Here is a 22,365-nt window from a genome sequence, read left to right as displayed (position 1 = left end):
CGCAAACACCCGGCCCTAAAAAGGGCAAAATTCCCTCTGCGAAAACCACCCGCAATGACCGTCGAAAAGCACTTACCGCGCTTTCATGCAATACCTATCAGCACTGAATAAAAGGTATAGCCAGCACTACCACTGCCCACGGGGGGTTAAGGGTAGGATTTCACGCGTACCACGCTGTCAATTTGGATTCTGATCGGATACTTCTGCAGACATGAAAAAACAAGGGAGGGGCGCAAAAGCGCTCACAGTCTTCAAGTACACGCTGGCGTTGCTGGCGACCGTTGCGCTTCTCAAGATCGCATTCTTCCCCGCTAACGACGAGGACTATGCGCAAGCAACCGGTGATTTCTCCCAGCCCACCACGGAGCTATCCCCTCAGCGGATCAATAACACGCAGAAGCTGTCTGCCACCATCGTCCCGGATGAGCCCACCGTGATCCGCGCCAACGCTTCCGGTGAAATCACTGACGCCTATGTCAACAGCGGCGGCAACGCCGTAGAGGGGCAGAACCTGCTTCAGGTGAAGAAGACCTCGGTATCTGAGACTGCCAGCACCTCCGGCGGCGCGGATTCCGATGAAGAAGGCGCCGCAGCCGCCGCACCCGAAACTACCGTGACCTGGGGAAACATCACCGCTAAGGCTTCTGGCACTGTGCAGTGGGATATCGTCATTGGCCAGACGGTTGAGATCGGCCAGGAGATTGGCACGATTTCTCCGAACAGCTTCCACGCCGTAGCACCTATTAAGCCGAGCCAGCTGTACACGCTGGGAGACTCGATTAACAATGGCCGCCTCGCCATCAACGATGGCCCGGCACCGTTTTTGTGTGATTCGGTGAAGACTGTCACTGGAAGTAGCGCGGGCTCGCAGAACACTGGCGCCGGAGATGGTGCTGGCATGGGCGCCGCCGCTGCTGGAAATTCCTCGGGCGGCCCACAGCTGCGCTGTGACATTCCCGCAGATCAGACCGTCTACGAAGGTGTTCCTGCCACGCTGATTCTTGGCAGCGGCACCACCTCGGAGGTCCCGGCACTGCCGGTGACCGCGGTGGAGGGACGCTTCCGCGAAGGTGTCGTCTACGCTCCGGCTAAGGATGGCGGCAAGCCCACCAAAATCAAGGTTGAGCTCGGCGCCAACGATGGCACTTTCATTGAGATCAAGCGCGGCCTGAAGGAAGGCCAGCAGGTTTTGGAGTACGTGCCGTCCTACAAGGATGAGTCCGCCGGCGACGGCACTGGCACCGGCGCTGGTGATGGCAGTGACACTGGCTTCGATGAGTCCGGCGATGACGCTGGCTCTGAAAAGTAGGCCCGCGCCATGCTTAGTTTGACCGCAGTCACTCGAACAGTGACGCTGCCCAACGGCGAGGAGCTGCCTATTTTGAAAGGCATCGACCTCGAAGTGCCACGTGGTGAGCACCTCAGCATTGTCGGCCAGTCCGGTTCGGGTAAGTCAACGCTGCTGAACATCATTGGCATGCTCGATTTGCCGGATTCTGGCACGTACACGTTCAACGGCACCGATATTTCCACCTTGTCAGACAGGAAACGCGCTGCGCTCCGGGGCGATAATTTGGGATTCGTCTTCCAGCAGTTCAACCTCTTCCCTTCCCGCACCACGCTGGAAAACGTTGAGGTTCCGCTGATGTACGACCGGGGCGAGAAGTTCTGGAATCGCACCGAACTCGCCGCCGCGATGCTGGAGCGCGTCGGTCTGGGCGATCGTCTAGAGGCCACGCCCTCGCAGCTTTCCGGTGGTGAACAGCAGCGTGTGGCGATTGCCCGTGCGCTCGTGCGCCAACCGCAGCTCATTCTTGCCGATGAGCCCACTGGTGCGCTCGATGTCGACACCGGCAAGATCGTCATGGATCTGCTCGAAGAAGTCGCCACGGAAAACAATGCTGCGCTGATTGTGATTACGCACGATTTAGAGGTCGCCGAGCGCGGCGATCGGGCACTTGAGCTTCGCGACGGTCAGTTGCACGCCGACTCCGTCCTGCTATCTGCCGCCAACGCTATGCACGGCTTCGAGGAGGTTGCTGATGACGACGAATAAAGAAACAGAATCGAAGTCACGGCCTTCCTTCCTCTATGCAGCAACGCCTTATCTCGGCGCTCTGCTGGAAGCGTGGCATGAGCTGCGCATTAACCGTGGCCGCATCATGCTGTCGCTGGTCAGTGTGGCCGCCGCAGTGTGGGCGATGACCACAGTCATTGCGCTTGGCAATATTCTCACCAGTTCCCAGGATGCGGTAACCGCACAGAGCACGGGCATCGCCGGCACGGTCACGTTGACTGCCGGAGCGGGTAGTTCCGGTTCTGAGGAAGGCAGTAACTTCGGCGACGGCGGCTTCAGCAGTGACAGCAGCGCCGGCACGATGGCCGATAGCTTCGGCGACTTCGGCGGTGGAGGCATCGGCGGAAACGGACCGGACGATTTGAGCGTCATCAATCCGGACGGGTCCATCAACGACGCTTTTTCCACTGCCACGCATCGCCTGGTAGAGACCACCCATGCCAACTTGTGGTCGCGTGTTCGCATGCAGCCAGCCACACCTGAGCACAATATGGATGACTGCGCACCGGATGATTACGAGTGTTTTTCGCCAGGCACCCCCGAGCTGATCGCCGCTGACCCGGGCTGGTTCGATATCTACGCCCGCACCATCGTGCAGGGACGTCGCCTTGAAGATGCCGATGGCCAGCGCTTGATGAACCCCGTGGTGGTCAACGACCAGTTCTACGAGAGCCTGGGAAACCCAGCGCTAGCCGACCACCCAACCTTCACCTTGAAGGAAACCGGCAACACCACTTTCACCGTGGTGGGAGTGTATAAGTCCCTCGGATCGTGGGACGCCCCGAGCATTGTCACGCACTACGATTCCTTCCTCAATGCCGGCTACGAGGGTCCGGTGGGTGAGCCGCAACTTCTCGTCGCAACGCCTGAGGAGTCCGCGAAGGAGAACCAGAAGGCGCTGCACAACATTTTCCAGGCGGAGCTCGGCCCCAGCTGGAAGGTGAATACCTCCCTGTCGGAGAAGGACACGGAGATTTCCCAGGAGATGAATAACACCATCACTACGGCGCTGGGCATTATCGGTGGCATCGTGATCGCGCTTGGCGCGTTGGGCCTGCTCACGGTCTCGATTGTCACCATCGGCCACCGTGTCCGTGAGATTGGTATTCGTCGCGCAATGGGCGCGTCGGCAGGACGGATTTTTATCTCTGTGTTCTTGGAGTCGATTGTCGCCACGACGGTGGCGGGCGTGGTTGGCGTGATTGCATCGATCATCACGGTCAAGCAGCTGCCGCTGGATAAGATGCTGGCGTTGCCGCTGGAGACGGGCGCCGTGGCCTACCCCGTCACGGCCGCTGTAATCGGCGTGTTGGTCGCGACGTTCGTGGGCGCGCTGGCGGGTATTATCCCGGCCACCATCGCAGTCCGCGTCAAGCCCATCGACGCCATCCGCTTCTAACACTTCAGCCCCCTAGTTCGCCTGGCTGCGTTGCTGCCTGCTTTTTGCAGGTGAGGCCACGTGCAGCCAGGCGAATTATCTTTAGGTTTTAAGTTGCTAAGCTATTGCCATGACTCCCGCACGCCTCGTCTCTAATGACGAATACATCACGCAGCTGGCGCTGAAAGCCGGTCGCGGTGATCAGGCTGCGCTGACGGAGTTTGTGCGGCTGACGCAGAAGGACGTGTGGCGTCTGCTCGCACATCTGGGTGGCGTTGATGCTGCGGATGATTTAACGCAGGAGACGTATCTGCGTGTCATGGGGGCGCTTCCCCGCTTTGCGGCGCGTTCTTCTGCCCGCACTTGGCTGTTGTCGCTGGCCCGGCGCGTGTGGGTGGATTCGGTCCGTCGTGATTCGGCGCGTCCGAAGAAGTCTGCGGTGGAAGTGGAAAATGCTGCCGAGCAGTTTACGACCGGCGAGTCGTGGTCAGAGCTCGCTGACGCTCGCGTGCTGCTGGAGCAGCTGCCGGAGGAACGCCGCGAGGCACTCATTCTGACGCAGGTGCTGGGTTACTCCTACGCGGAGGCCGCGGAAATCGCAGGTTGTCGTGTGGGCACTATTCGTTCCCGTGTCGCCCGTGCGCGCCGCGATTTGGTTGCTGCGCTTGACGACGGCGACAGTGCCATCGGCGACTCTGCAGCTGTTTAGCCCCCGCTCCGGCCAGGGGACGTAGCCAGCCGTTGTAGGTTGTGGCCTCTCGAAGCTGACTAACGGTCCAGTTCGATTTTGTAGGTCGAGGCGATATCCGCATGGCCGAGGGCATCACGCATTTCACGCTCCGCGTTTTTCAGGGCAGCTACAACGGCGGGGAGGCTCGCCTGCGGTGGCATTGCCACAGTCACTTCCAAGGTGGGTATTCCATTATCCCGGTAGACCCGTGAATCCGCCTGGTTGATGTGGGCGTTGCGCTCTAGATCGGTGCACACCGCATCGGCAACATCGGCGACCGGCAGCGAAATCTCTCCTAACTTTTCCTGTGATTCCGATGCGGCGACCGTGCTGAACCGGTGCGATCGCAGATTAGCGACCACCAGGCTGCAGCCGACCACCGCTAGAATCGCTGTGATTACACCGAGGACGGGAACATACCAGCTTTGCTCAGGTAGTTTTCCCCAGGATTCCATCCGCCCGGTGTCATGAAGCCACTGTGCAGGAGCGACATCGAGGTAGCTAGCAATCGCCCATGTTGCTACCAGTAGTAACAGCGCTGAGAAGAGGAACAACACAATTCGGTCGAATACGCTTACTGATGTTTTCACTTGTCATCACCTTCGTATCCGCCGTGAGTTCCGGAAGCAAGTGCCGTGCCATTCTGGATTTCTTGGTAGTCAGACTTATGCATCCACACTGGCAGGTTGCCATCGTCATCGACGCGTACATACCGGCGCGGGGCGGGAAGAAACACCGCGATGAGCTGTCCCAGCCCATAGATTGCAGCGAGGATTCCGACGAGGAGCAACACCCATGACGCGGCTGAGCCCTGTGGGTTGCTGAACCAGTCGAATACCGGTTGTAACCATGAGGTGTCACCTGAGCTATTGGCGCTAATGATTGCTTCTCTACCTGCGACAATGGCCGCTGCAATCATCAACAGACCGGCGAAAACTCCCAGCCCGCGGACCTTTGGTGATTGACGCGGGTCACGTCCCTGGCGAGTTTCGACTGACTCGTCCGAGACCACCGCGGCCGATGACCTCTCAGTCGGCGTCATAGGGTGTCACCTCAATCTTTTTCAGTGGGCGCGGCTCTGGCGTGCTTACCACCACGGTACGTGGTTGTGGCACGGATACCGGGCGCAGCTGCTCCTGTCGTGGTGCGCGAACCTGTTTCAACCGGGTTGGACGCGGCACTTTAACCGGCCGTAGTAGTGCTGGTCGTGGCGTCTTAACGTTAATTGTGCGTGGCGACGGCACTCGTACCGGACGCAGCTTTGGTTGCCGGGGGACACTCACCTGCACCAAGGACTTCGGCTTTGGTGCTGCGACTTTTCGCAGCTGTATTGGCCGTGGAGTTGGTGTGCGACGCACCTGTACCGGCTTCGGCGCCGAGGTGCGAGTCACTGGTAACGGCGGTGGCGCAACAACGCGACGGGCCGGTTGCGGCTTTGGTGCCTTAATAGCCACAGCTGGTTGCGGCTTCGGCTGCATGACAAAGCGCATCGGTTGTGGAGCAGGTGCTGGGACACTGCGTACTCGTTCTGGACGCGGCGGAGTAACGCTGCGTACCAGCTGCGGTGTCACCGGCTGAATGCTACGCACTGACTGTGGCTGCGGTACTGAAATACTGCGCACTGGCTGCGGCGTCGGCACGGCGATAGACCGCACTTCTGGGACCCGCCGCACCTGCGGTGCGGTTACTACCTGCTGGTTCACCCGGACAGGTGTCAACTGCGGGTGATCTGAAAAGTACGCTAAGTCCTGTCGGGTGACACGCACGTGCCCGGGTTCGACGCTGTCGATGTCAACATCGACGGTGACATTTTCAAGACCGGCCATATCAGCGAGCCAGGCGGCGACGCTTGAACGAATGCGCACCGCAATTTCCGCTGTCGGCGCCGGCCATGATGCAACGGCGCGAACTGCGACTCGAACTGCACTAACGGCATTGGTCGTGGCAGAACTAGGGGCAATCGCACTATCGATAGAGACAATTGGATAGTCGCGCCCTAGCACACGGGATTGGTCGAGGGTGCCGGGAACCGCGCGCACGGCCATCTCTACGATGCGGCGGATTGCCTTTTCGCTTACGACGGTGGTGCCACGCGTTGCTGGAACGTGGATAGTCACCGTCGGCGGCCTCCTCGGTTGAACTTACGGTTGAGTTCGGGCGCATCGATTTTGCCATCGAGTACCGCACCGGCTGCACCGGCCAGAACTCCGAAGGCAATAACCGCAAGAAAACCCGTGAAACCACCAATCATTGCGGCGAAGCACAGGACAACGGCAATCGTCGCGAAGGTCTTTGTGTAATTATCGAACATGAAATTCCCCTTTATACGGGCCTAACTACCCATCCTGCCCTGCTCCGACGCGCAATAGTTGTCAACTACTGGACGCGTGGCTGTTCCTTGGGCTCGTTAGCAGCCGCGATGGCCTTGCGCTGCTCTTCGCGCTGCTTAGCGGCCTCTTCTTCGCGCTCCTGCGGGGTCTGGTAGTCGGTGTGAACATCGGAAACATCGACATTGACTTCAGTGACCTCGAGGCCGGTCATACGCTCAACGGAGCTAATGACGTTCTGACGGATAGCCTCAGCCAGTTCATGGATGGCAACGCCGTACTCGGCAATGATGGTGACGTCGACTGCAGCCTGGCGCTCGCCGACCTCAACAGCAATTCCCTGGGATACGTTGGCGCTGCCGCCGGAAACAAACTCACGGACGGAGCCAGCGAAGCGATCCATGCCGCCGCCAAGGTCATAGACACCGGAGACCTCGCGGGTAGCGATACCGGCAATCTTGGAGACGACGCTGTCGTCGATAGAAGTGTGGCCGTGGCCGGTTCCCTTATTCGCGGAGTCCGAGCCAGCCTGAGTTGCCGGGGTGTTCTTAGCAGTGTTCTTTGCATTGTCAGCCATGATGTGCCGTTCCTGTTCTCAGTGTTGTAGACGAAATGTCTGGACAATGCCGATGCTATAGCCGCCACAGGCAATCTGCAGTGCGGCTAGGAGTACATGACTGCGAGAGAGCCCCTCCAGCAGGGATTTCGTTATGAAAGTCTTTTAGAAAACTGGATTACAGACTTGATGTGCTTTTCTTCCCCGCCATCACGGAGAGCGCTGTAATTTCTAGATTATCCCTGCTTGGCGGCAGGATATGACCTCTCATTTCCCGTTCTGACATCACGAACGAACCCCACGTGCCAGCCGTTTGCTAACAAATTCGACAACTTTGTATAACGAGTGGCAACTTACAGCGAGATTCCACGTTTAAGCGGTGTGTTAATGCCGACCACGATCGAAACTCGTGCGCACCGCGATTTGGTTGCCGCGCTTGACGACGGCGACAGCGCCAGCGGCAACTCTGCAGCTGTTTAGCCCCACTCCCCAATGGGCGTTGGCCTTTCTTCTACCCCATTTTTAGAACGCTACCGCACATGATTGATCACTTGAGCGTAGGTTCTGTCTTAACTGATAGGTTTATATATTTCCTTATATTCGCGATACGAAACGGGTATATGAACTGCCCGACACGCATACGTTCCATCTTTTTCGACGAGATTAGCTTTGTTTTTACGCATCTTTGGGATGATTGGACGCTTACTTTGCGCGTTCGTATTCGCCCTCTAGGAACCACAGCCTGAGGAAATGCTTTTCAATGCGCGACCTGAAAACGCCACAACCAGTTTTTGGGCCGCCACCGACCAACTCACTGAGGAGCAGATTTCCCCATGAATAGACCTTCATGGATTTTCACTGTCACTGCCGTTATCACCGCTACAACCGGACTACCGGCCTACGCGGCCACCATCAACCAAGGCGATCCAGTTGTCATCGTTCACGCTAATGGACCACAGGCTAGTGTCTGTACAGCCGGCTATGTCGACAAAACCAATTCGCAAATCTACACTGCAGGTCATTGTGGACAAGACGGAGACACAGTGACGGATGGGACCTTTCAGAAAATTGGAGTATTCCAACCGTCTCCCACCTATGACCATTCACTAGATACAGGAAACGACATTGGAGTTGTCTCGCTTGATGACCCCGCTACTGCCGGTGAGAATTCGTATTCAGGCGATTCGACTCTATCCCCCACAGATGTTCAAACTGGCGAGACAGTCTGCATATACGGAAACACTACGGGGAGAGTTTCCTGCGGTTTAGCCGCTGATCGCGAGGCATACCAAATCGAGGACAACGCTCTACAGGTTCAGAACGTACACGCTCAACGAGGCGATTCCGGTGGCCCTGTATGGGTTCCGGAAAAAGGCGCTGTCGGCGTTGTATCGACTACCTGGAACATCATCGATGGGAACGGGCAGCAGCTTGGTTCCTATATCACCGCTAACTCACCCTGGTAAAAGGGCTTTGTTTGCGTAGGGCTTCCTGATGGGTGGGACGCGAGTCTTGTTCTTTGTGCTGCCCAATGGGTTCTGTGCAGGCGACTGCACAGAACCCATTCTTGTTATTAGGACTGCTGGCGGCGAGTCCAGAACCAACCGCAGCTTGCGACTACCGCACCAAACAGTGTCCAGAGAAGAACTCCGTTTCCGCCGGTCTTTGGCAGCTTACCGGTCTTGGTGTCGGTCACCTGCATGATCATGAGTTCGCCGGAGCCTTCGGCCTTGATAAGCGGGCTGCTGCCACCTACCACTGAGACGGTGTACTCCTTGGTCTCCTGGTCAATTGAGATTTCAAAAGCTACTGGCTCTGGCAGCAGGCTAAGTCCTGCCGGTGCCATCGTTTCTACAAGGTAGAAAGTGCCAGTTTCAGTGATTTCAATTGACTTCTGAGCAGGCGTGATGGTGTAGACCGGTCCTCCACTGTAATCCGGCTGCCCACCAGCCGAGGGGTAGATATCGAAGGTTGCACCACCAAGTCCCGGTAGAATCTTGACTCCCTCACCATCGACGTACTCCGCCTTTTCCAAGGTCAGCTTGCCCGGCTTGGTGTCCGGCGCTTCGTAGTTATCGACGACACAGGAGACGGAAGACAGGACCTTATTGGATTCCGACATCTTTACGCGGAAACCGAACTCGCCCACATTTTCCACCTTGAGAGGTGAGGTTTTCCCGTCGCGGGTTTGAGTACATACGGCGTTGAAGTCACCGGTGGAATCCAAGGTGTCACCACGGCGGAACAAAGTGAAGCCCTGCTTCTGTGTTTCAGTCAGAACCAGCGACTGCTCACGCTCGCTTTCAATGTTCCACGATGCAGTACCCTTGTCGGATTCAGAACCGGAGGTTACCTTCATCGACTGATGAACCAGCGGGCCATTACCAGAACCGATGACATTGTTATTTGCGGACAGTGTGAACTCCCAACCAGGGGCACCGTCTTCGAGAACCTTGCCGTTTTCATCGACAATCCTCTTCTTGACCTTCACTACACCGTTGCATCGTGTGGTTACGTCTTGGGCGATTGTTTTCATCTGTTCGGCAAGCTTGCTGTAGTTAGACACCCTCACCGTGTCATCAGTGCCCGAGATATCCTCGCCCATGGTCTTGACATCACGCGTACCGTAGGTCCACCTCGATTGATTGAGAGTGACCGTCTCTTGCCTCCCATTGGGTAGACGCTCATACACCTGCAGGGTCTGGCTGCCGGCCGCGTCGTACGCCATTTTCAGGTTCACCAAGATGTCGGTGCCGATGTAATTGGCGTGCGAAGCCTTCGGGTGATCACTTCGAATTTTGTAGTAGAGGCCTGGGGCTTGTCCCGGATCTGCTTGCCAGCCAATGCGCTTGGCGTCTTTGAGCACCAGATCATTCGTTACAACGGGGCGTTGGCTGCTTCGCCCGCCAAGAGTCAGGTCGACCATGAGCGGCACAACACGGGTACCGGCAGCTTTGAGTTCGTTGGATGCTTTGATTGCGTCGTTGAGAGCACTAGCCTGAACGAATTCACCACCGATGCCCTTGCTCTTGATTGTCGAGGAGGTCGTGGGCATACCATCAGTGATGAAGTACACCACGTCGTAGTCGTTATCCTTGACCTGCTTCAGGCCCGCTTCCCAGTTCGTAGCACTGTTATTTGCGTTATAGCTCCAGTTCTTAACTACGTCCTTTGCTCGCTGGACGCCCTGCTCCGACAGCATTGAAATATATGGTGGGTTCTGACCGTGTGTCGTTCCAGCCTGATTAGCCGGACCGTCACTTGCGAAGTTATAGATGCCGAGCTCGGCTGGAGTGCCCTGCAGGGAATCGATAAATGCATTCGCGGCCTTTTTAGATGCTTCGAAACCATCAGTATCTGCGTAACGGAGCGATGTCGAAAGGTCTGCTACTACAGCAATACGCAGACCACAACGCTGTGGCATCGGCGGGTTAGGGACTCGCCCATGCACCCATTTGGCTCCATCTGGTGGCGAGATAATCTCCGGTGGTTTTGGCTCGTCCTTTTTCTCTCCATACACATCGAGGGTGACCTTCAAATTCTTGTTCTGCGAAAGATTATTAGTGAAAGTGAATACCGCATCCTTCGGTACAAGGGCAGAGTCAACCGGCTTACCATCCTTTACCGGAACAACGTCCATGGTGATGAAGCCGTTGCCAATATTGACGTTGCGTTTCTGCAGAGTTACGCCTGGCTCAATCTGGTCCAGAGTGAGGTTGTACTTCTGCGGATCCAAGAAGGTCGCGTCAGTCTCGATACGCACGGTTGCGTACTTCATGTGAGATTCCTCAGTCACCTTAGCCGTAAAGGCATTAGGCTTCTTCGGATCTACTGGGTCAGCTTTAACTGCAAACTCGTGGCCGATGGCATCAAAGTGACGCCCTTCGACAGCCGGTGGCTTGGGATCTTCAGAAGAATTTGAGCAGTCTTTAACTTCACCACTTAGATTGAAAGTCCACTCGGTACGCGCGTTCGGAGCAAGCTTAAACCCCGACTGTGCCATTGCAGTGACCTTGACTGTACCCGGCTTGTTCTGCTCGTAGACGTGCCGGCCAGCCGGCTTCTTCTCTGCGTTGAGGTAGTAATCAACACCCTTGGTGTCCGGGATATTGATGTACGCCTTCTCCACGCACTCCGGTGCAGTCGCGGGATCAACAAGGGTCGGATCCGCAGGAGTTACCGTTCCTGGTTCTGGCTCCGGATTCTCCGGCTCGGTGGGCTCGGTGGGCTCAGTTGGCTCTGTCGGCTGGGTAGGCTCCGTCGGGTCAGTTGGCTCACTTGGGCCGGTGGGCTCAGTAGAGCCGTCGGGAGTACCGCGAAGGGTGACGGATACGCTGCCAGTTGCTGTCGAACTGTTGTAGTTCAATACTAAGTTAATCTTATCGCCCGCTTTCACCGTTTGATTCAATCCGCTGTGCACAATTTCAAACGGTGCCTTTTTCGATGCACCAGACCCTATATTTGGGGCGAACTGAGACGGAATCGTCCTGCCATTAATACTTAGCTCATATCCCTTAAGCCACTCTGATCCACCAACATTGAACTGAAGACTGTCAATCGTCGCGTCGCTATCAATAGTGAACTCAAATTTTGCATCGCCCGGATTGGGCTGCACCTTAATCTTGTTAAACTCATGCTTCGGCGGAGACGTCGGAATAACCTCCGTCTGCGCCTGTGCCTGTGGCGCATTGGGCGCAAACGCCTGACCGCTGACAACGAGAGCTACCGCTAGCAAAGCGGCCAAGAACATGCGAAGCGTAGTTCGCATTGAATCCGGCAAGCGGAATGTTGTCGAAAACATTAGTTCTTCCCACTTTCTGAGTTCTTCTTGCTAGCGGCGATAATGACGAATCCTCCGCCGATTAGTGCTGCAGCGGCAGCTACCAGGCCTGCTACCTGCACACCGGTGAGCGCCAAGGAGCCGGATCCTCCGCTACTTCCCGAGCTTGAGGATGAACCCGACGAGCCCGAAGGCGTCGAGGTACCAGGCTCATCAGGTGGCGTGGAGGTAGTCGAAGTGGTCGTCGAGGTTCCCGGTTCACCCGGAGTGGTCGGAGGAGTCTTCGGCGGGGTCGATGTGCCCGGCGTAGTCGGCGGAGTTCCAGGTGGTGTTGTCGGAGGGGTCTTCGGCGGAGTGGCCGGAGGCGTCGACGGTGGTGGTGTCTCCCCCGGCTTGTGCGACTTCGCCACAATGACTCCCTCTACAGGAGTGGAGTCATAGTCCGCGCCATAGAAAGGCACCGATACCAAGAAGGGGTTGATCTCCCGATAACTGTCGTTCGGAGCCGTCGAGGTCACAAGGTAAATACCCTCCGGCAGGTCACTGAATTTAACAGAGCCGTTTTCGTCAGTGACCTGGCTGAAGTGGAGGTCTTTTGGCCACTCGGCAAGCTCAGCTGCGGTGGCATTTTCCACCTTCTCGCGGTCCTGCTGGCTTGACGGCGAAATTCCCTTAAGACGATGCAGATGAATGGTCACGCCAGAAATAGAGCCCGACGCCGTCGAATTATCATCGTCCGGGTTTCCTGGGCTCAAGGTAATTCGCACAATGTCAGTGCCGCTTGTTGCTGAAACGCCCGGAGCGTCCACGCGTCCAACAATCCTGGCCGCGTTGGCGTCATTCGCGCCGATTGCACCCATCACTGCAACCAGAGCGCAGGCAGCTAAGAACGCAGCTATCCGGTTCCAGGTGGATGTCAAATATTTATTCATTGTCGTTTTCCCACCACGAAGTGTTGTTATTATCCTCGGACGCTGATTCGCTGCCGTCAGCGAGTTCATCGCTGTCTGCGTCGCCATCAGCAGTCTCGACGTCCGCGTTCTCGGCGTCGTCGTCAAGCTCTTCGTCGGCGTCGAGGCGTTGGCGCCAGAGCCACCACGCAAAGCCTGTGCCAAGCACAAACACCGCTACGAGCAGGGCGTACATCCACCACTGCCATCCAGCTCCGTGCGTTTGGTCGAAGACATTGCTTTCCGACGGATCCATCGGCACTTGGTGCCCACGCACTAGCAGACGATGCGTGTTGATTCCGTAAGGGGTGCAAGTGATGAGGGTGATGTAGTCCTGGCCGTCAACGGGACGAAGATCATCGGTCTCATGCGGAAGTACAACCTTGATTTGATCAATTTCGTACTTCAGCTTGTGGCCTGCGACCTGGATATAGAAGGCGTCTCCCTCTTTTGCTTTCCGCAGGTTATCGAAGAGCGTTACGTTAGTAAGTCCGGTGTGACCGGTAATGATGGAGTGGGTTCCAACACCGCCGACTGGAAGATCGGATCCGTATAGGTGTCCGAGCCCCTTGGCGAGCACCTCATCACTGGTGCCGTGGTAGATCGGCAGGTCGGCCTTAATCTCTGGGAAGATTAGACGCGCCATCACGTCGGTAGCGTTTAGCTGATCGAGATAAGCGGCGTACTCAGGGTTGTGGTCATTAATTTCGTTAAGCCACGGGTCCAGAATCGGGCCGGTGGTGTGGCGCTCATTGTAAGAATGAGCACGCTCCCACTGTTCATCTTTAACTTCTTGGGGTACGGACTTCTCCAGCTTGGCGAACTCTTTGGCCGCCTTAGAGGTGCCGTAGTTATTCAATGCCGTGGAGACAACCGGGTACAGCATCACAAGTAAACCCACAATCACCAGAATTGCGGGGAGAACCATGCTGTTCTTTTTCGCCTGCTCAGGCTGATTAGGCTGCTCAGCTGATGCGTCCCGCGTCAGAGTCGACGCAGAGTGTTTACCCACGGAGGAACTCCCAAGAAGTCAATCAAAAAGGGATGTGGCCTTTCTCTTTCTCACCGGCATGGGAATGCCTGCTGTTGAAAAAGAGCACATCGAAAGGCCGCAACAGTAATTTCAGTGATGCGCAAACTACAGGAATGGCGTGCGCTGTTGAACGCACGCTATTCCCGCAACACTGGAGCTAAAGAGCTCCAGTGACCGAGCCTTTACTCGGGTTTAGTTCTTGGAACCGCGGCGGGCGAACCATGCACCAGCTGCGACGATAGCTGCACCGATAGCAGCCAGGATGCCAATACCGGCACCACCGGTCATCGGCAGGTTCGGGGTAGTGTCGTCGGAGTTAACGACCTCACCCGGGTTAGCGCCGACCTGGACGGAAGCCAGCTTGTAGACGCGCTCCGGGTCAGTCGAGGTAGCAACCAGCTTGAACTCGAGTGCCTCCGGCAGCAGCTCCTTGCCCTTCGGAGCCTTGGTCTCAATCAGGCAGTAGTGGGACTGGTCATCAGCGGCAACCTCAGCATTGTCTTCGAAGTCGTTGACGTGAAGACCGGTAATCTTGACGATACCGTCCTGGCCAGAGACGAAGGTGGTCTTAATTTCGCCGCCCTGCTGACCGTTTACCGGAGTCCAGGAATCCTTCTTGGTGGTGTCAATTTCGGAGCACTGCTTGCCAGCCTCCTGGCGGACAATCTGGAACTCGGCGCCTTCCAGACCCTTGCGGTTGCCATCGACCTTCTTGAACTGCAGGCCACCCCAGTAGGTCTTGACCTCCGGAGTCTCCTTCGGAGTGGAGTTTTCGGTACCATCCGGGTTGTTCTGGAAGACCAGAGCCTTGTTCGGCGCGATATCGGTATCCTTCGCGAACTCAGGCTTCAGCTTGGTGGTGATGGTAACGACGACCTTGTCACCGGCCTTGAGAGTATTTGCAACTTCTGGCTTCAGGGCGACGTCGACCTTGTTGCCCTCGAAGAACTTCCCATCAACATCCTGCGTCGGCTGGATCTCCTGGCCAGCGACCGTCACCTTCACGTCGGTGATTTCCAGCTTCGGGTCAATCTGGTCAGTGATCTGGAACTGGGTGCGCTCCGTGTTCGGCTTCAGCTGGCGAGCAGTACCTGTGACGGTGTAGACAAGGTTCTTATCACCAGCGTTCTGGTCCTTGTCCTTGACGGTCTTGGTCGGCTCTTCGTCCTTGTAGTTCTTCGGGAACGCGTGGACATCGTAGTTCCAGCTAGTGCCCTGGTTATCCCCACCGTTATCCGCGGTCATCGGAACGAAAGCGATGAACGGAACAGCCGGGTCGTAACCTTCCTTCGGACCGGTCTCAACAACCAGGTAAGCACCGAGGTCAAGATTCTGGGAAACGACCCACTTGCCGTCTGGGCCGGTCTTACCGGATGCGACCTCGGTGAGGACTCCAGCCGGGAGGCCGTCCTTCAGCTGTGCGCCCTGGGAGAAGTCTTCAGCCTTCAGCTTCGAAGCAGCCAGCAGACCCTCGTTGGTGGTGACATCGATGGGGGTAGCGCCATCTGCAGTCTTGTTGATCTTGTAGACGGTAAAGCCGACACCCTCAAGCACCTTACCACCGTTGGCCTTAACGTCCTCGACATCAGCTTCGGTACCAGACGGCTGGCCTTCGCTGGTCGGGTTACCGAACTTGTGAATGGTGAGCGAGCCCTTGGCGTTCTTATTCACCAGTGGGGAGTCCCCGGCAGCCTGGTTGATGGAAGTGTCCTGAGCGATTGCAGCCGGGGCGGAGACACCCATCGACAGACCGACGATGGCAGCGAAAGTTACCGAGCGGGCGGTACGGGAGAACTTATTCACGAAAACAGGTCCTTTACAGAAGTCCAAAATGAAGCGACACGCTTCAATACGTCTCGCGATTCACTCCAGACGGCGACACCAACGTTCCCCGACTTGCCAAAACTGAGATTTTCCTTAAGAAAAAGACCAGTCTGTCTAACCTTTTAAGCCTAAGCGTTATGAACTTTAATGTTTGAATGTATAAACATTGCAGCTCAAGCTCATTGCTTGCTCGGTTAACAGCGCTCAGTGAACCGCTTATAAATAACTTAACCGCTTAAGCATCTGGCCGATACCCCCAAGGAGAACGGGCCGCGACACCTAGGCATGAAAACCCTTCGCATTCACACTTCGTACTACCTCCGCGATAGCTCTTTGCACTGTTCGCGACGGGCTTTTGCTCATTCACCCAAAAAAGCGTAAAGATTTCCGCGATTTATCCCCCTCCCCCCAATCAGGGCTAACCAGTTGGTTTGTATCAATAGCTTTTACCCCCTACCGCTATCGTCGCAGCGCACGCCGGGCAAATGAGGGCTCATCAACCTTCTCGTATTTGCTGTCACGACAACGTCGTCAAGCGAAAGCAAAAGGACACCATCAAAAAACCAAGAAACGCCCCGCGACCCACCGCCTTGTGCTAGGACCTGTAAAAGCACAGAGACAGTAAGCGACACGGGGCGCGCTTCGGCGTCACAGGGGACGTTTAGAGAACCGCCCAGTAGTGAACATCGTTGTAGCCGTTGAGCTTGAGGACGTCACCAATCTGGTCGACCTTCTTCTTGCCCTCAGGGGTCATGCCATCCGGCATGATCTGCACGTCAGCGCTGTGATCGCCGGTGAAGGTGATGTTGACGTAGTCCTTGCCATCGCGGTGCTCAAGCTCGAAGACGTAGCGGTTGACGGCTAGCTTGCCCGAGTGGAGGAACCCACCCTTGCCCGGAGCGACAACTGCAGTGTCAGCAGAGTTTGCAGGTGCAGCTACTGCCTGTGCGGCAGTGGCAACCGGAGCGGCAAGCACGAGTGCGCCCACACCCCAGACACCGATTTTCTTCAACATGCTCATAGGTACTTCCTTATCTTCTGTGTTTCTGCAGGGTTTCTGCAGATTTGTTCTGTGTTTTTCTGTGACTGTCGGCGCCGCCGTTGTTCGACGGCGTTCAACAGCCACAGCCAATGAAATTGGTCAACTAGTTGAGGCTGAGCCCCAGCGCCCTAGTGCTCTGATCTAGCGCACTGGATTAGCGCACTGGAGTGGCCTCGACGATGATGTTGTCGGCGTAACCCAAAGTGCCGCCGACGAACTCGCCTCCACAGGTAATGAGGACCAAGCGGTTCTCACCAACTGCATCGTTGACGACCTCAGGCATCTGAGCGCCCTTGACCACCTGGATCGGATCCTTGCTGACGGTGAAGTCTCGGCTTTCGCCATCCACCTTCACCGTGACAGTGTCACCAGCCTTCAAGTCAGCGAAACGTGCAGCGTAACCATCACCCTGATCCACCTCATTGACGTGACCAGTAATGACGGACGATCCAGCAGCACCTTTCTCACCGGGAATCGCTGAGGCGGAATACCAGCCCAGGCGAGAAACATCGGTCGGAGGAATCAGAGATCCCTGATCAGTCAGCTGAACGAAATCAATCGGAGCCGACTTACCATCAATGAGCATCTCCATCTCGTGCACAGCTCCCCGAGAACCCTGTGCTGGAGTAGGAAGATTCTCCTGCGCACCTTCGAGCGCCGAATCATTGCGGTTCAGTTGGGCAATCACCAGCAGAGCGATAACGCCGATTAATGCGATAGCGGCGATATACACCCGTGGCTGCTTCCACCAAGGCACGTCCTGCAGGTCTTCGACTTGGCCATCGGCCTGATCTTCGTCCTGGCCAAACGCATCAACATGGCCGAGTGCGCCAGTTTCGGTTTCCGGTTCGAATCCTGGTGCGTTTCCAGGTTCCTTGCCGGTCTCGTCCGAGCCAAACTGATCAGTCATGGAATCTCCTTAGTTCGTGGCTACCGTCGGCAGAGCGTGAGTAGCCAAACCAGTCGGGCCAGACGGAACCGAACTAATTGCACGTCGTTCCGAGTTCGGAGCCAACGGCTTTCCGTGGTTCTTCTGCTTGTCCTGGCCAGTGCCACCGATGATGGTGACGTTGGTGTTGTTCTGCTCCGAGTGCTGATTAATCACAGTGGTCGGGGTAGCAGCTTCGCTGGTAGGTGCAGAGGAATCGTCGTTAGGCGTGTTCTGCTCGCCCTCATCCTTCGGCTGCTCAGATGGCGTGTTCTCCGGGGTCTTGCCGTTCGTGACAGTCTGCTCCGCAGAGTTGATGTCCTTGTGAACAGCAACTTCCTTGCCATTGGCATCGGTCAGAGTCTCGAAGACAACCTGGGAAGCGCAGTCGCCGTCAGTGATGATGATCGGGACATCAACCGTGCCTGCGGATGCCGTCGGCACAAAGTGCAGGCGGCTCCTAGCGCCAGTGGACTTGCCCGTCTCCTTGCACATCAGCTCACCGGTCAACGTGTACTTCGTGCCCGGCTTCAGGCCAGTGAAGTGCACGGTGTCGATGACGACAGCACCCTTTTCAACCAGAGCCTTGCCGGCAATACCGGCAGTAGTCGTGATGGCTGGGTTGTCCTCAGACTGCGCTGGGGTGCTCGGGTGGTTCGGCTTTTCCGGCTGGGCAGGCTTCGTCGGCTTGGACGGCTTTTCCGGCTGGGCAGGCTTCGTCGGCTTGCTCGGCTTTTCCGGCTGAGCGGGCTTAGTCGGCTTGCTCGGCTTGCTCGGCTTTTCGGACTCGGACTTAGACGGAGTTGTCGTCTCAGACGGCTCTTCCGGCTGTGTCGTCTCCGGCTGCTCGGACGGCTCATCCTCGCTCGGAGTTACCGGAACGGTGGACGTGGTCGGCTCAGTCGAGCTGGTCTCCGGTGCGGTCGTCTCCTCGGACGGAGTTTCGCTTTCCTCAGTCGGGGTGTCTTCCGGCTTCTCCGGAACCTCTCCAGTCACGGTCTGGCTTGCGTCATTGATATCTGCGTGGTCAGCGATCTCATTGACCTGACCAGCGCTTTCCTTACCAGTCGAGTCGACCTCATCAGAGGTCAGGTGCTCGAACACGACAGCCTCAGCAACAGGAGTCTTAACAGAGTCAGACACCTCAAGAGTGACAGTCACAGTACCGCTTGCCGACGTCGGCTTGAACGTCGCCTCGCCATGACCAATCACAGAGCCATCAGCCTTATTAACCAGTTCACCGGAGAGGGTGTAGTTCTTACCAGGCACCAGGCCCTCGAAATGCACGGTGTCGACAACCTTGGCATTAGCCTCAATGCGGTTGCCCTGAAGCTCGGCTACCGTGCGCAGCTCCGGCTCCAGCGGCGTATCAGCGGGTTCGCTCGGCTTAGACGGTTCGGTAGTCTCAGTCGGCTCCGTCGGTTCCGTGGTCTGCGACTCAGTGCTGTCAGTCGGCTCGGTCGGTTCCGTCGGAGCGGCCGGCTTCGTGGACTCGGAGGTGTTAGGAGTAGTCGTCGATGAGCTCGGCTGCTCTTCGCTTTCCGACGTCGTCGGAGTCTCAGACTCACTGGTCTCAGAAGTAGTGGTCTCGCTGGACGACGGCTCCGTTGTCTCTTCGGTCGTCTCCTCGGTTGTCTCTTCGCTCGTCGGGGTCTCTTCGGAGGTCGACGGCTGCTCCGGCTTTTCGCCGTGAACGGTCTGAGCTGCGTCGTTGATGTCCTCGTGGGTAGCGATTTCTACCCGCTGACCATCGGTGTTGTCCTGGCCATCGGCGGTGACCTCTGTCGAGGTCAGCTTTTCAAATGCAACAGCAGCGGTAACCGGCTCATCTACATCATCGGAGACGGTAATCATGACAGCCTGCTCACCCGAAGAGGTCTCCGGAGTGAATTCCACGCTGCCGGTCCCCAAGATGCGATCAGCATTGGTCTTGTCCACCAGGGTGGCGTCCAGGCGGTAGTTCTTACCCGGAACCAGGTCGGTGAACTTCACGATGTCCTTAACCACAGCGCCCGCAACAATCTTGTTGCCGTTCAGGCGAGCCTGAGTGGAGATCGACGGCTTACGCGTGGTCGGCTTCTCCGGCTCGGACGGCTTGGTCGACTCGGACGGGGTCGTGGTCTCCGCAGGCGTGGTCGGAGTAGTCGGCTTTTCCGGTTCGGTTGGCTGCTCCGGTTCAGACGGCTTCGTCGGCTCTGCCGGAACTTCACCGGAAGACGGAGTGACATTGTCAATCACAATGATGTCTTGTTTCTTACCATTGTTGAAAATGTAGCCAGTGCGGTTCGTGCCATCGACAGTGCCCTGACCGACGTTAGCCGGACCAGTGAGGTAGTCGTAGACAGCCTTCGTCGATGGGTTGTGAATGCCCTGGGAGAAGTCAATGCCATCGGAGAAGTGCCACAGAGCGAATTGAGTTGCGTTATTGGCGTCCAGCACTTTCAGACGTCCTTTAACTCCAGCCGCCTTCCCCAGTTCATCCAAACCAACAGCTGGAGAACCGTGGTGCGCAATCCAGTTGAGCTTCCGGTATCGGTCAAAGTCGTTCCGCAGCTTGTTATTGGTATCTGTACTGCGCGAGAACTGACTGAAGTTCTGTACACGACCGGTGTCATAAAGATCACCGGCGACGCTGGCCTCAATGCAGTAACCCATTTTGTGGCTACCAAATGGAGTTGCCGCCTCGTCAAATGCCGCAATGAGTGGCCCAAAATCACGGACATTTCCATTGGCTTCAACACCCTTAACTGTTCCAGGAACACTCAAAATCTTCTGGATCGTCAGGGTTTCGCCAGTGTCTTCTGCCTCCTGCGCATGCGCAATTATTGGAGATTTAGCGAAGAAAAGAGCGAGCACAGCCACGAAGCTAAAAAGCGCCAACCAGCGCTTCTCGTTTGTAAAACGACCGAACATGAGCCCTCCCCCTTCCTTCGATTTCAGTGCGTTATACACCTTTCGCTACCTTTCCAGCCTTCAATTAACAATCAATGACCACGCATAAGCGTCTCCAGCCCCCATCACAGGTAGCCCAGTTGACATCGCCTTCTAATTCTCATTTATAGCGTTGGCCGTCCCCGAATATAACAAATACATTTTATGTTTGTTGAGCCATTTAATTGCCACCCCTATTGTCTTTTATTTCAATGTCAATAATTGTTGTTTGCATATTTTTTCTGGGGTGGACATTTGGACACCACACACATGCCGAAGTTCCACCTTTCGCCACGACACCTAGCCATTCAACCCATAAAATCACGATTAACCTGCGCATATGAAGTTTTTTCAATGAATCCCCGCCCATTAATTTGGGTTAGAATGTCTCCCATGTCACGATTTTCATAATTGTGAGTTACGGCACAAATGACACCCCACCCCCACCTAATGAAAATGCAAGCCAATAAATCTCTAAGAGCAAAAATGATGTCTCAAGACTATTTACAAAAGAATCCCCGGACATCATTTAATAAGCCACATAATTGTGTGCTAATTGCGGCTGCATAAATAATCGCCTCTCCGCCCCAACCTCTCCATCCGCGGTTAATAGACAAAAATGGGTCTGATTCACGGCATTCCAACAGATCACGTTATGTAAAACGCGACTGAATAGGGGACTGCAAATGTGAAACTGTGCGAGTTTATGACGCTTTCAGGACATTTTTCGGGCCATTTTTGACATAAACGCAGTCAGTAACTCGGATCGACCCAACGTCGCCAGCTATAAACACAAAAAAGCGCCTCCCCACTCCGCAAGGAGTGAGAAGGCGCTCGTGCGCTGTTACGTATTAATAGCCGCGAGAGCTAATAGCTGCGCAGTGTCATTGTAGTGCAGTGCCTAAGTCAGCTTAAACGGCCTTAGATAGCCTTTGCACCGGTGAGGTCCAGGTCGACTGGCAGGTTGTCACCCGCACCGTCCTCGGCCAGCAGGCCACCCTGGTTGTTGCCGCCGGTCTGGGCACCCTGCTCCTGGCCGCCAGTCTGGAGGCCACCCTGGTTCTTACCACCGGTCTGCAGGCCCTGCTCCTGGCCGCCAGTCTGAAGGCCGTTCTGGTTCTTACCGCCAGTCTGGAGACCCTGCTCCTGGCCACCGTTCTGCAGACCCTGGTCGCCACCGACGTTTTGCAGGCTCTGGTCCTGGCCACCGGTCTGGAAACCGGACTGACGCTCACCAATCTGGCCCTTGTCGTTAACCTGGTCGCCGCCGACCTTGTCGCCCTTGTCCAGCTTGTCGCCGCCAATCTGGTCTCCGCCGTTCAGCTGATCGCCGCCAGCGTTCTGGAGACCCTGGTTGCCGCCAACGTTCTGCAGAGCGTTGTCCTGATCGCCACCGACGTTCTGCAGACCCAGGTTGCCGCCCTCAGTCAGAGAGTGGAAGTTCGGGAACAGTGAGTCGACCTGAACCAGTGGGCCCTCCGGGAAGTTCACGTTGAACTCAGGTACCGGCAGCGGAGCCGGTGCTGGCAAGGAGGAAATCAGTTCGCAGATATTGCACAGGTTATCCATGATGATCCTTTAGAAAAATGAAGTGTAGATAAATGGTGTGGCGCGATGCCCAGAGCTGAAGGTAAAGGGCTTCTCGCCTTCTCCTTTGCGGCCACTGCCGTGCTCACACGAAAACCGTACCGGTGATGAAAAACGGTCACAATATAGAAATTCGACCCACTTCAGCCAGGAAATTGGAAACAGAATAACGGCGAAATTTAACCTGCACTTATGCCCAAACGTCGCATGTCACGGGTCACA

Annotated in this window: 18 protein-coding genes; 5 read left to right on the top strand and 13 right to left on the bottom strand. The window is 56.3% G+C overall.

Features of this window, described 5'->3' with window-relative positions:
- The first annotated feature begins 211 nt into the window (after positions 1-211).
- The 4 genes from CHU70_RS05315 to CHU70_RS05300 all read left to right on the top strand — a co-directional run bounded on the left by CHU70_RS05315 (position 212) and on the right by CHU70_RS05300 (position 4,164).
- Positions 212-1,309: a hypothetical protein gene (locus CHU70_RS05315; RefSeq protein WP_070546313.1), complete on the top strand. Its 1,098-nt coding sequence runs from the start codon at positions 212-214 to the stop codon at positions 1,307-1,309.
- A 9-nt stretch (positions 1,310-1,318) separates the two neighbouring features.
- Positions 1,319-2,056, top strand: coding sequence for an ABC transporter ATP-binding protein (locus CHU70_RS05310; protein WP_005511665.1), 738 nt, complete (start codon positions 1,319-1,321; stop codon positions 2,054-2,056).
- Positions 2,043-3,476, top strand: coding sequence for an ABC transporter permease (locus CHU70_RS05305; protein ID WP_147719230.1), 1,434 nt, complete (start codon positions 2,043-2,045; stop codon positions 3,474-3,476). Before CHU70_RS05310 ends, CHU70_RS05305 begins: the two co-directional genes overlap by 14 nt.
- 109 nt (positions 3,477-3,585) lie before the next feature.
- Positions 3,586-4,164 carry an RNA polymerase sigma factor gene (locus CHU70_RS05300; RefSeq protein ID WP_147719231.1) on the top strand — a complete coding sequence of 193 codons (579 nt, stop codon included), beginning with the start codon at positions 3,586-3,588 and terminating at the stop codon, positions 4,162-4,164.
- Between the two features lie 59 nt (positions 4,165-4,223).
- On the opposite strand, the gene CHU70_RS05295 is transcribed toward CHU70_RS05300, so the two are convergent.
- The 5 genes from CHU70_RS05295 to CHU70_RS05275 all read right to left on the bottom strand — a co-directional run bounded on the left by CHU70_RS05295 (position 4,224) and on the right by CHU70_RS05275 (position 7,089).
- On the bottom strand, positions 4,224-4,775 hold the full coding sequence (locus tag CHU70_RS05295; RefSeq protein ID WP_049192917.1) for a hypothetical protein: 552 nt from the start codon (positions 4,773-4,775) through the stop codon (positions 4,224-4,226).
- Entirely contained in the window at positions 4,772-5,227 is a 456-nt protein-coding gene (locus CHU70_RS05290) for a hypothetical protein (RefSeq protein ID WP_049192916.1), read from the bottom strand. Before CHU70_RS05290 ends, CHU70_RS05295 begins: the two co-directional genes overlap by 4 nt.
- Positions 5,214-6,302 carry an Asp23/Gls24 family envelope stress response protein gene (locus CHU70_RS05285; protein ID WP_016421904.1) on the bottom strand — a complete coding sequence of 363 codons (1,089 nt, stop codon included), beginning with the start codon at positions 6,300-6,302 and terminating at the stop codon, positions 5,214-5,216. The genes CHU70_RS05290 and CHU70_RS05285 overlap by 14 nt, the downstream gene beginning before the upstream one ends.
- Positions 6,299-6,496, bottom strand: a complete 198-nt coding sequence (locus CHU70_RS05280; RefSeq protein WP_016421903.1) for a hypothetical protein — start codon at positions 6,494-6,496, stop codon at positions 6,299-6,301. Before CHU70_RS05280 ends, CHU70_RS05285 begins: the two co-directional genes overlap by 4 nt.
- Before the next feature lie 65 nt (positions 6,497-6,561).
- Complete coding sequence (locus CHU70_RS05275; protein WP_016421902.1) at positions 6,562-7,089, bottom strand: Asp23/Gls24 family envelope stress response protein; 528 nt, start codon at positions 7,087-7,089, stop codon at positions 6,562-6,564.
- A gap of 812 nt (positions 7,090-7,901) precedes the next feature.
- Between CHU70_RS05275 and CHU70_RS05270 the strand changes: the two genes are divergently transcribed.
- On the top strand, positions 7,902-8,534 hold the full coding sequence (locus CHU70_RS05270; protein ID WP_080969619.1) for a trypsin-like serine protease: 633 nt from the start codon (positions 7,902-7,904) through the stop codon (positions 8,532-8,534).
- Between the two features lie 107 nt (positions 8,535-8,641).
- Here CHU70_RS05270 and CHU70_RS05265 read toward each other — a convergent pair whose 3' ends face one another.
- From CHU70_RS05265 to CHU70_RS05230, 8 genes are all read right to left on the bottom strand, one after another.
- A complete protein-coding gene (locus CHU70_RS05265) occupies positions 8,642-11,869 on the bottom strand; it encodes an LPXTG cell wall anchor domain-containing protein (protein WP_147719232.1) in 3,228 nt (1,075 codons plus the stop codon).
- On the bottom strand, positions 11,869-12,780 hold the full coding sequence (locus tag CHU70_RS05260; RefSeq protein ID WP_070546308.1) for a SpaA isopeptide-forming pilin-related protein: 912 nt from the start codon (positions 12,778-12,780) through the stop codon (positions 11,869-11,871). The genes CHU70_RS05265 and CHU70_RS05260 overlap by 1 nt, the downstream gene beginning before the upstream one ends.
- Positions 12,773-13,786 (bottom strand): class C sortase, encoded by a 1,014-nt coding sequence (locus CHU70_RS05255; protein ID WP_222865504.1) that lies wholly within the window; start codon positions 13,784-13,786, stop codon positions 12,773-12,775. Before CHU70_RS05255 ends, CHU70_RS05260 begins: the two co-directional genes overlap by 8 nt.
- Positions 13,787-14,023: 237 nt before the next feature.
- A complete protein-coding gene (locus CHU70_RS05250) occupies positions 14,024-15,634 on the bottom strand; it encodes a SpaH/EbpB family LPXTG-anchored major pilin (protein ID WP_070546306.1) in 1,611 nt (536 codons plus the stop codon).
- Between the two features lie 682 nt (positions 15,635-16,316).
- Positions 16,317-16,676 carry a hypothetical protein gene (locus CHU70_RS05245; protein WP_005511660.1) on the bottom strand — a complete coding sequence of 120 codons (360 nt, stop codon included), beginning with the start codon at positions 16,674-16,676 and terminating at the stop codon, positions 16,317-16,319.
- Between the two features lie 175 nt (positions 16,677-16,851).
- Positions 16,852-17,607 carry a class F sortase gene (locus tag CHU70_RS05240; RefSeq protein WP_070546304.1) on the bottom strand — a complete coding sequence of 252 codons (756 nt, stop codon included), beginning with the start codon at positions 17,605-17,607 and terminating at the stop codon, positions 16,852-16,854.
- Positions 17,608-17,616: 9 nt separating this feature from the next.
- Positions 17,617-20,538 (bottom strand): VaFE repeat-containing surface-anchored protein, encoded by a 2,922-nt coding sequence (locus CHU70_RS11465; RefSeq protein ID WP_147719235.1) that lies wholly within the window; start codon positions 20,536-20,538, stop codon positions 17,617-17,619.
- Between the two features lie 939 nt (positions 20,539-21,477).
- A complete protein-coding gene (locus CHU70_RS05230; RefSeq protein ID WP_049171148.1) occupies positions 21,478-22,125 on the bottom strand; it encodes a hypothetical protein in 648 nt (215 codons plus the stop codon).
- Positions 22,126-22,365 lie beyond the last annotated feature (240 nt).

The sequence above is a fragment of the Corynebacterium sp. LK10 genome (genome assembly GCF_008042455.1).
GTDB classification, from domain to species: Bacteria; Actinomycetota; Actinomycetes; order Mycobacteriales; family Mycobacteriaceae; genus Corynebacterium; species Corynebacterium jeikeium_D.
Note: the sequence above shows the minus strand (reverse complement) of the source record. Positions and strands in the feature narration are given on the sequence as shown.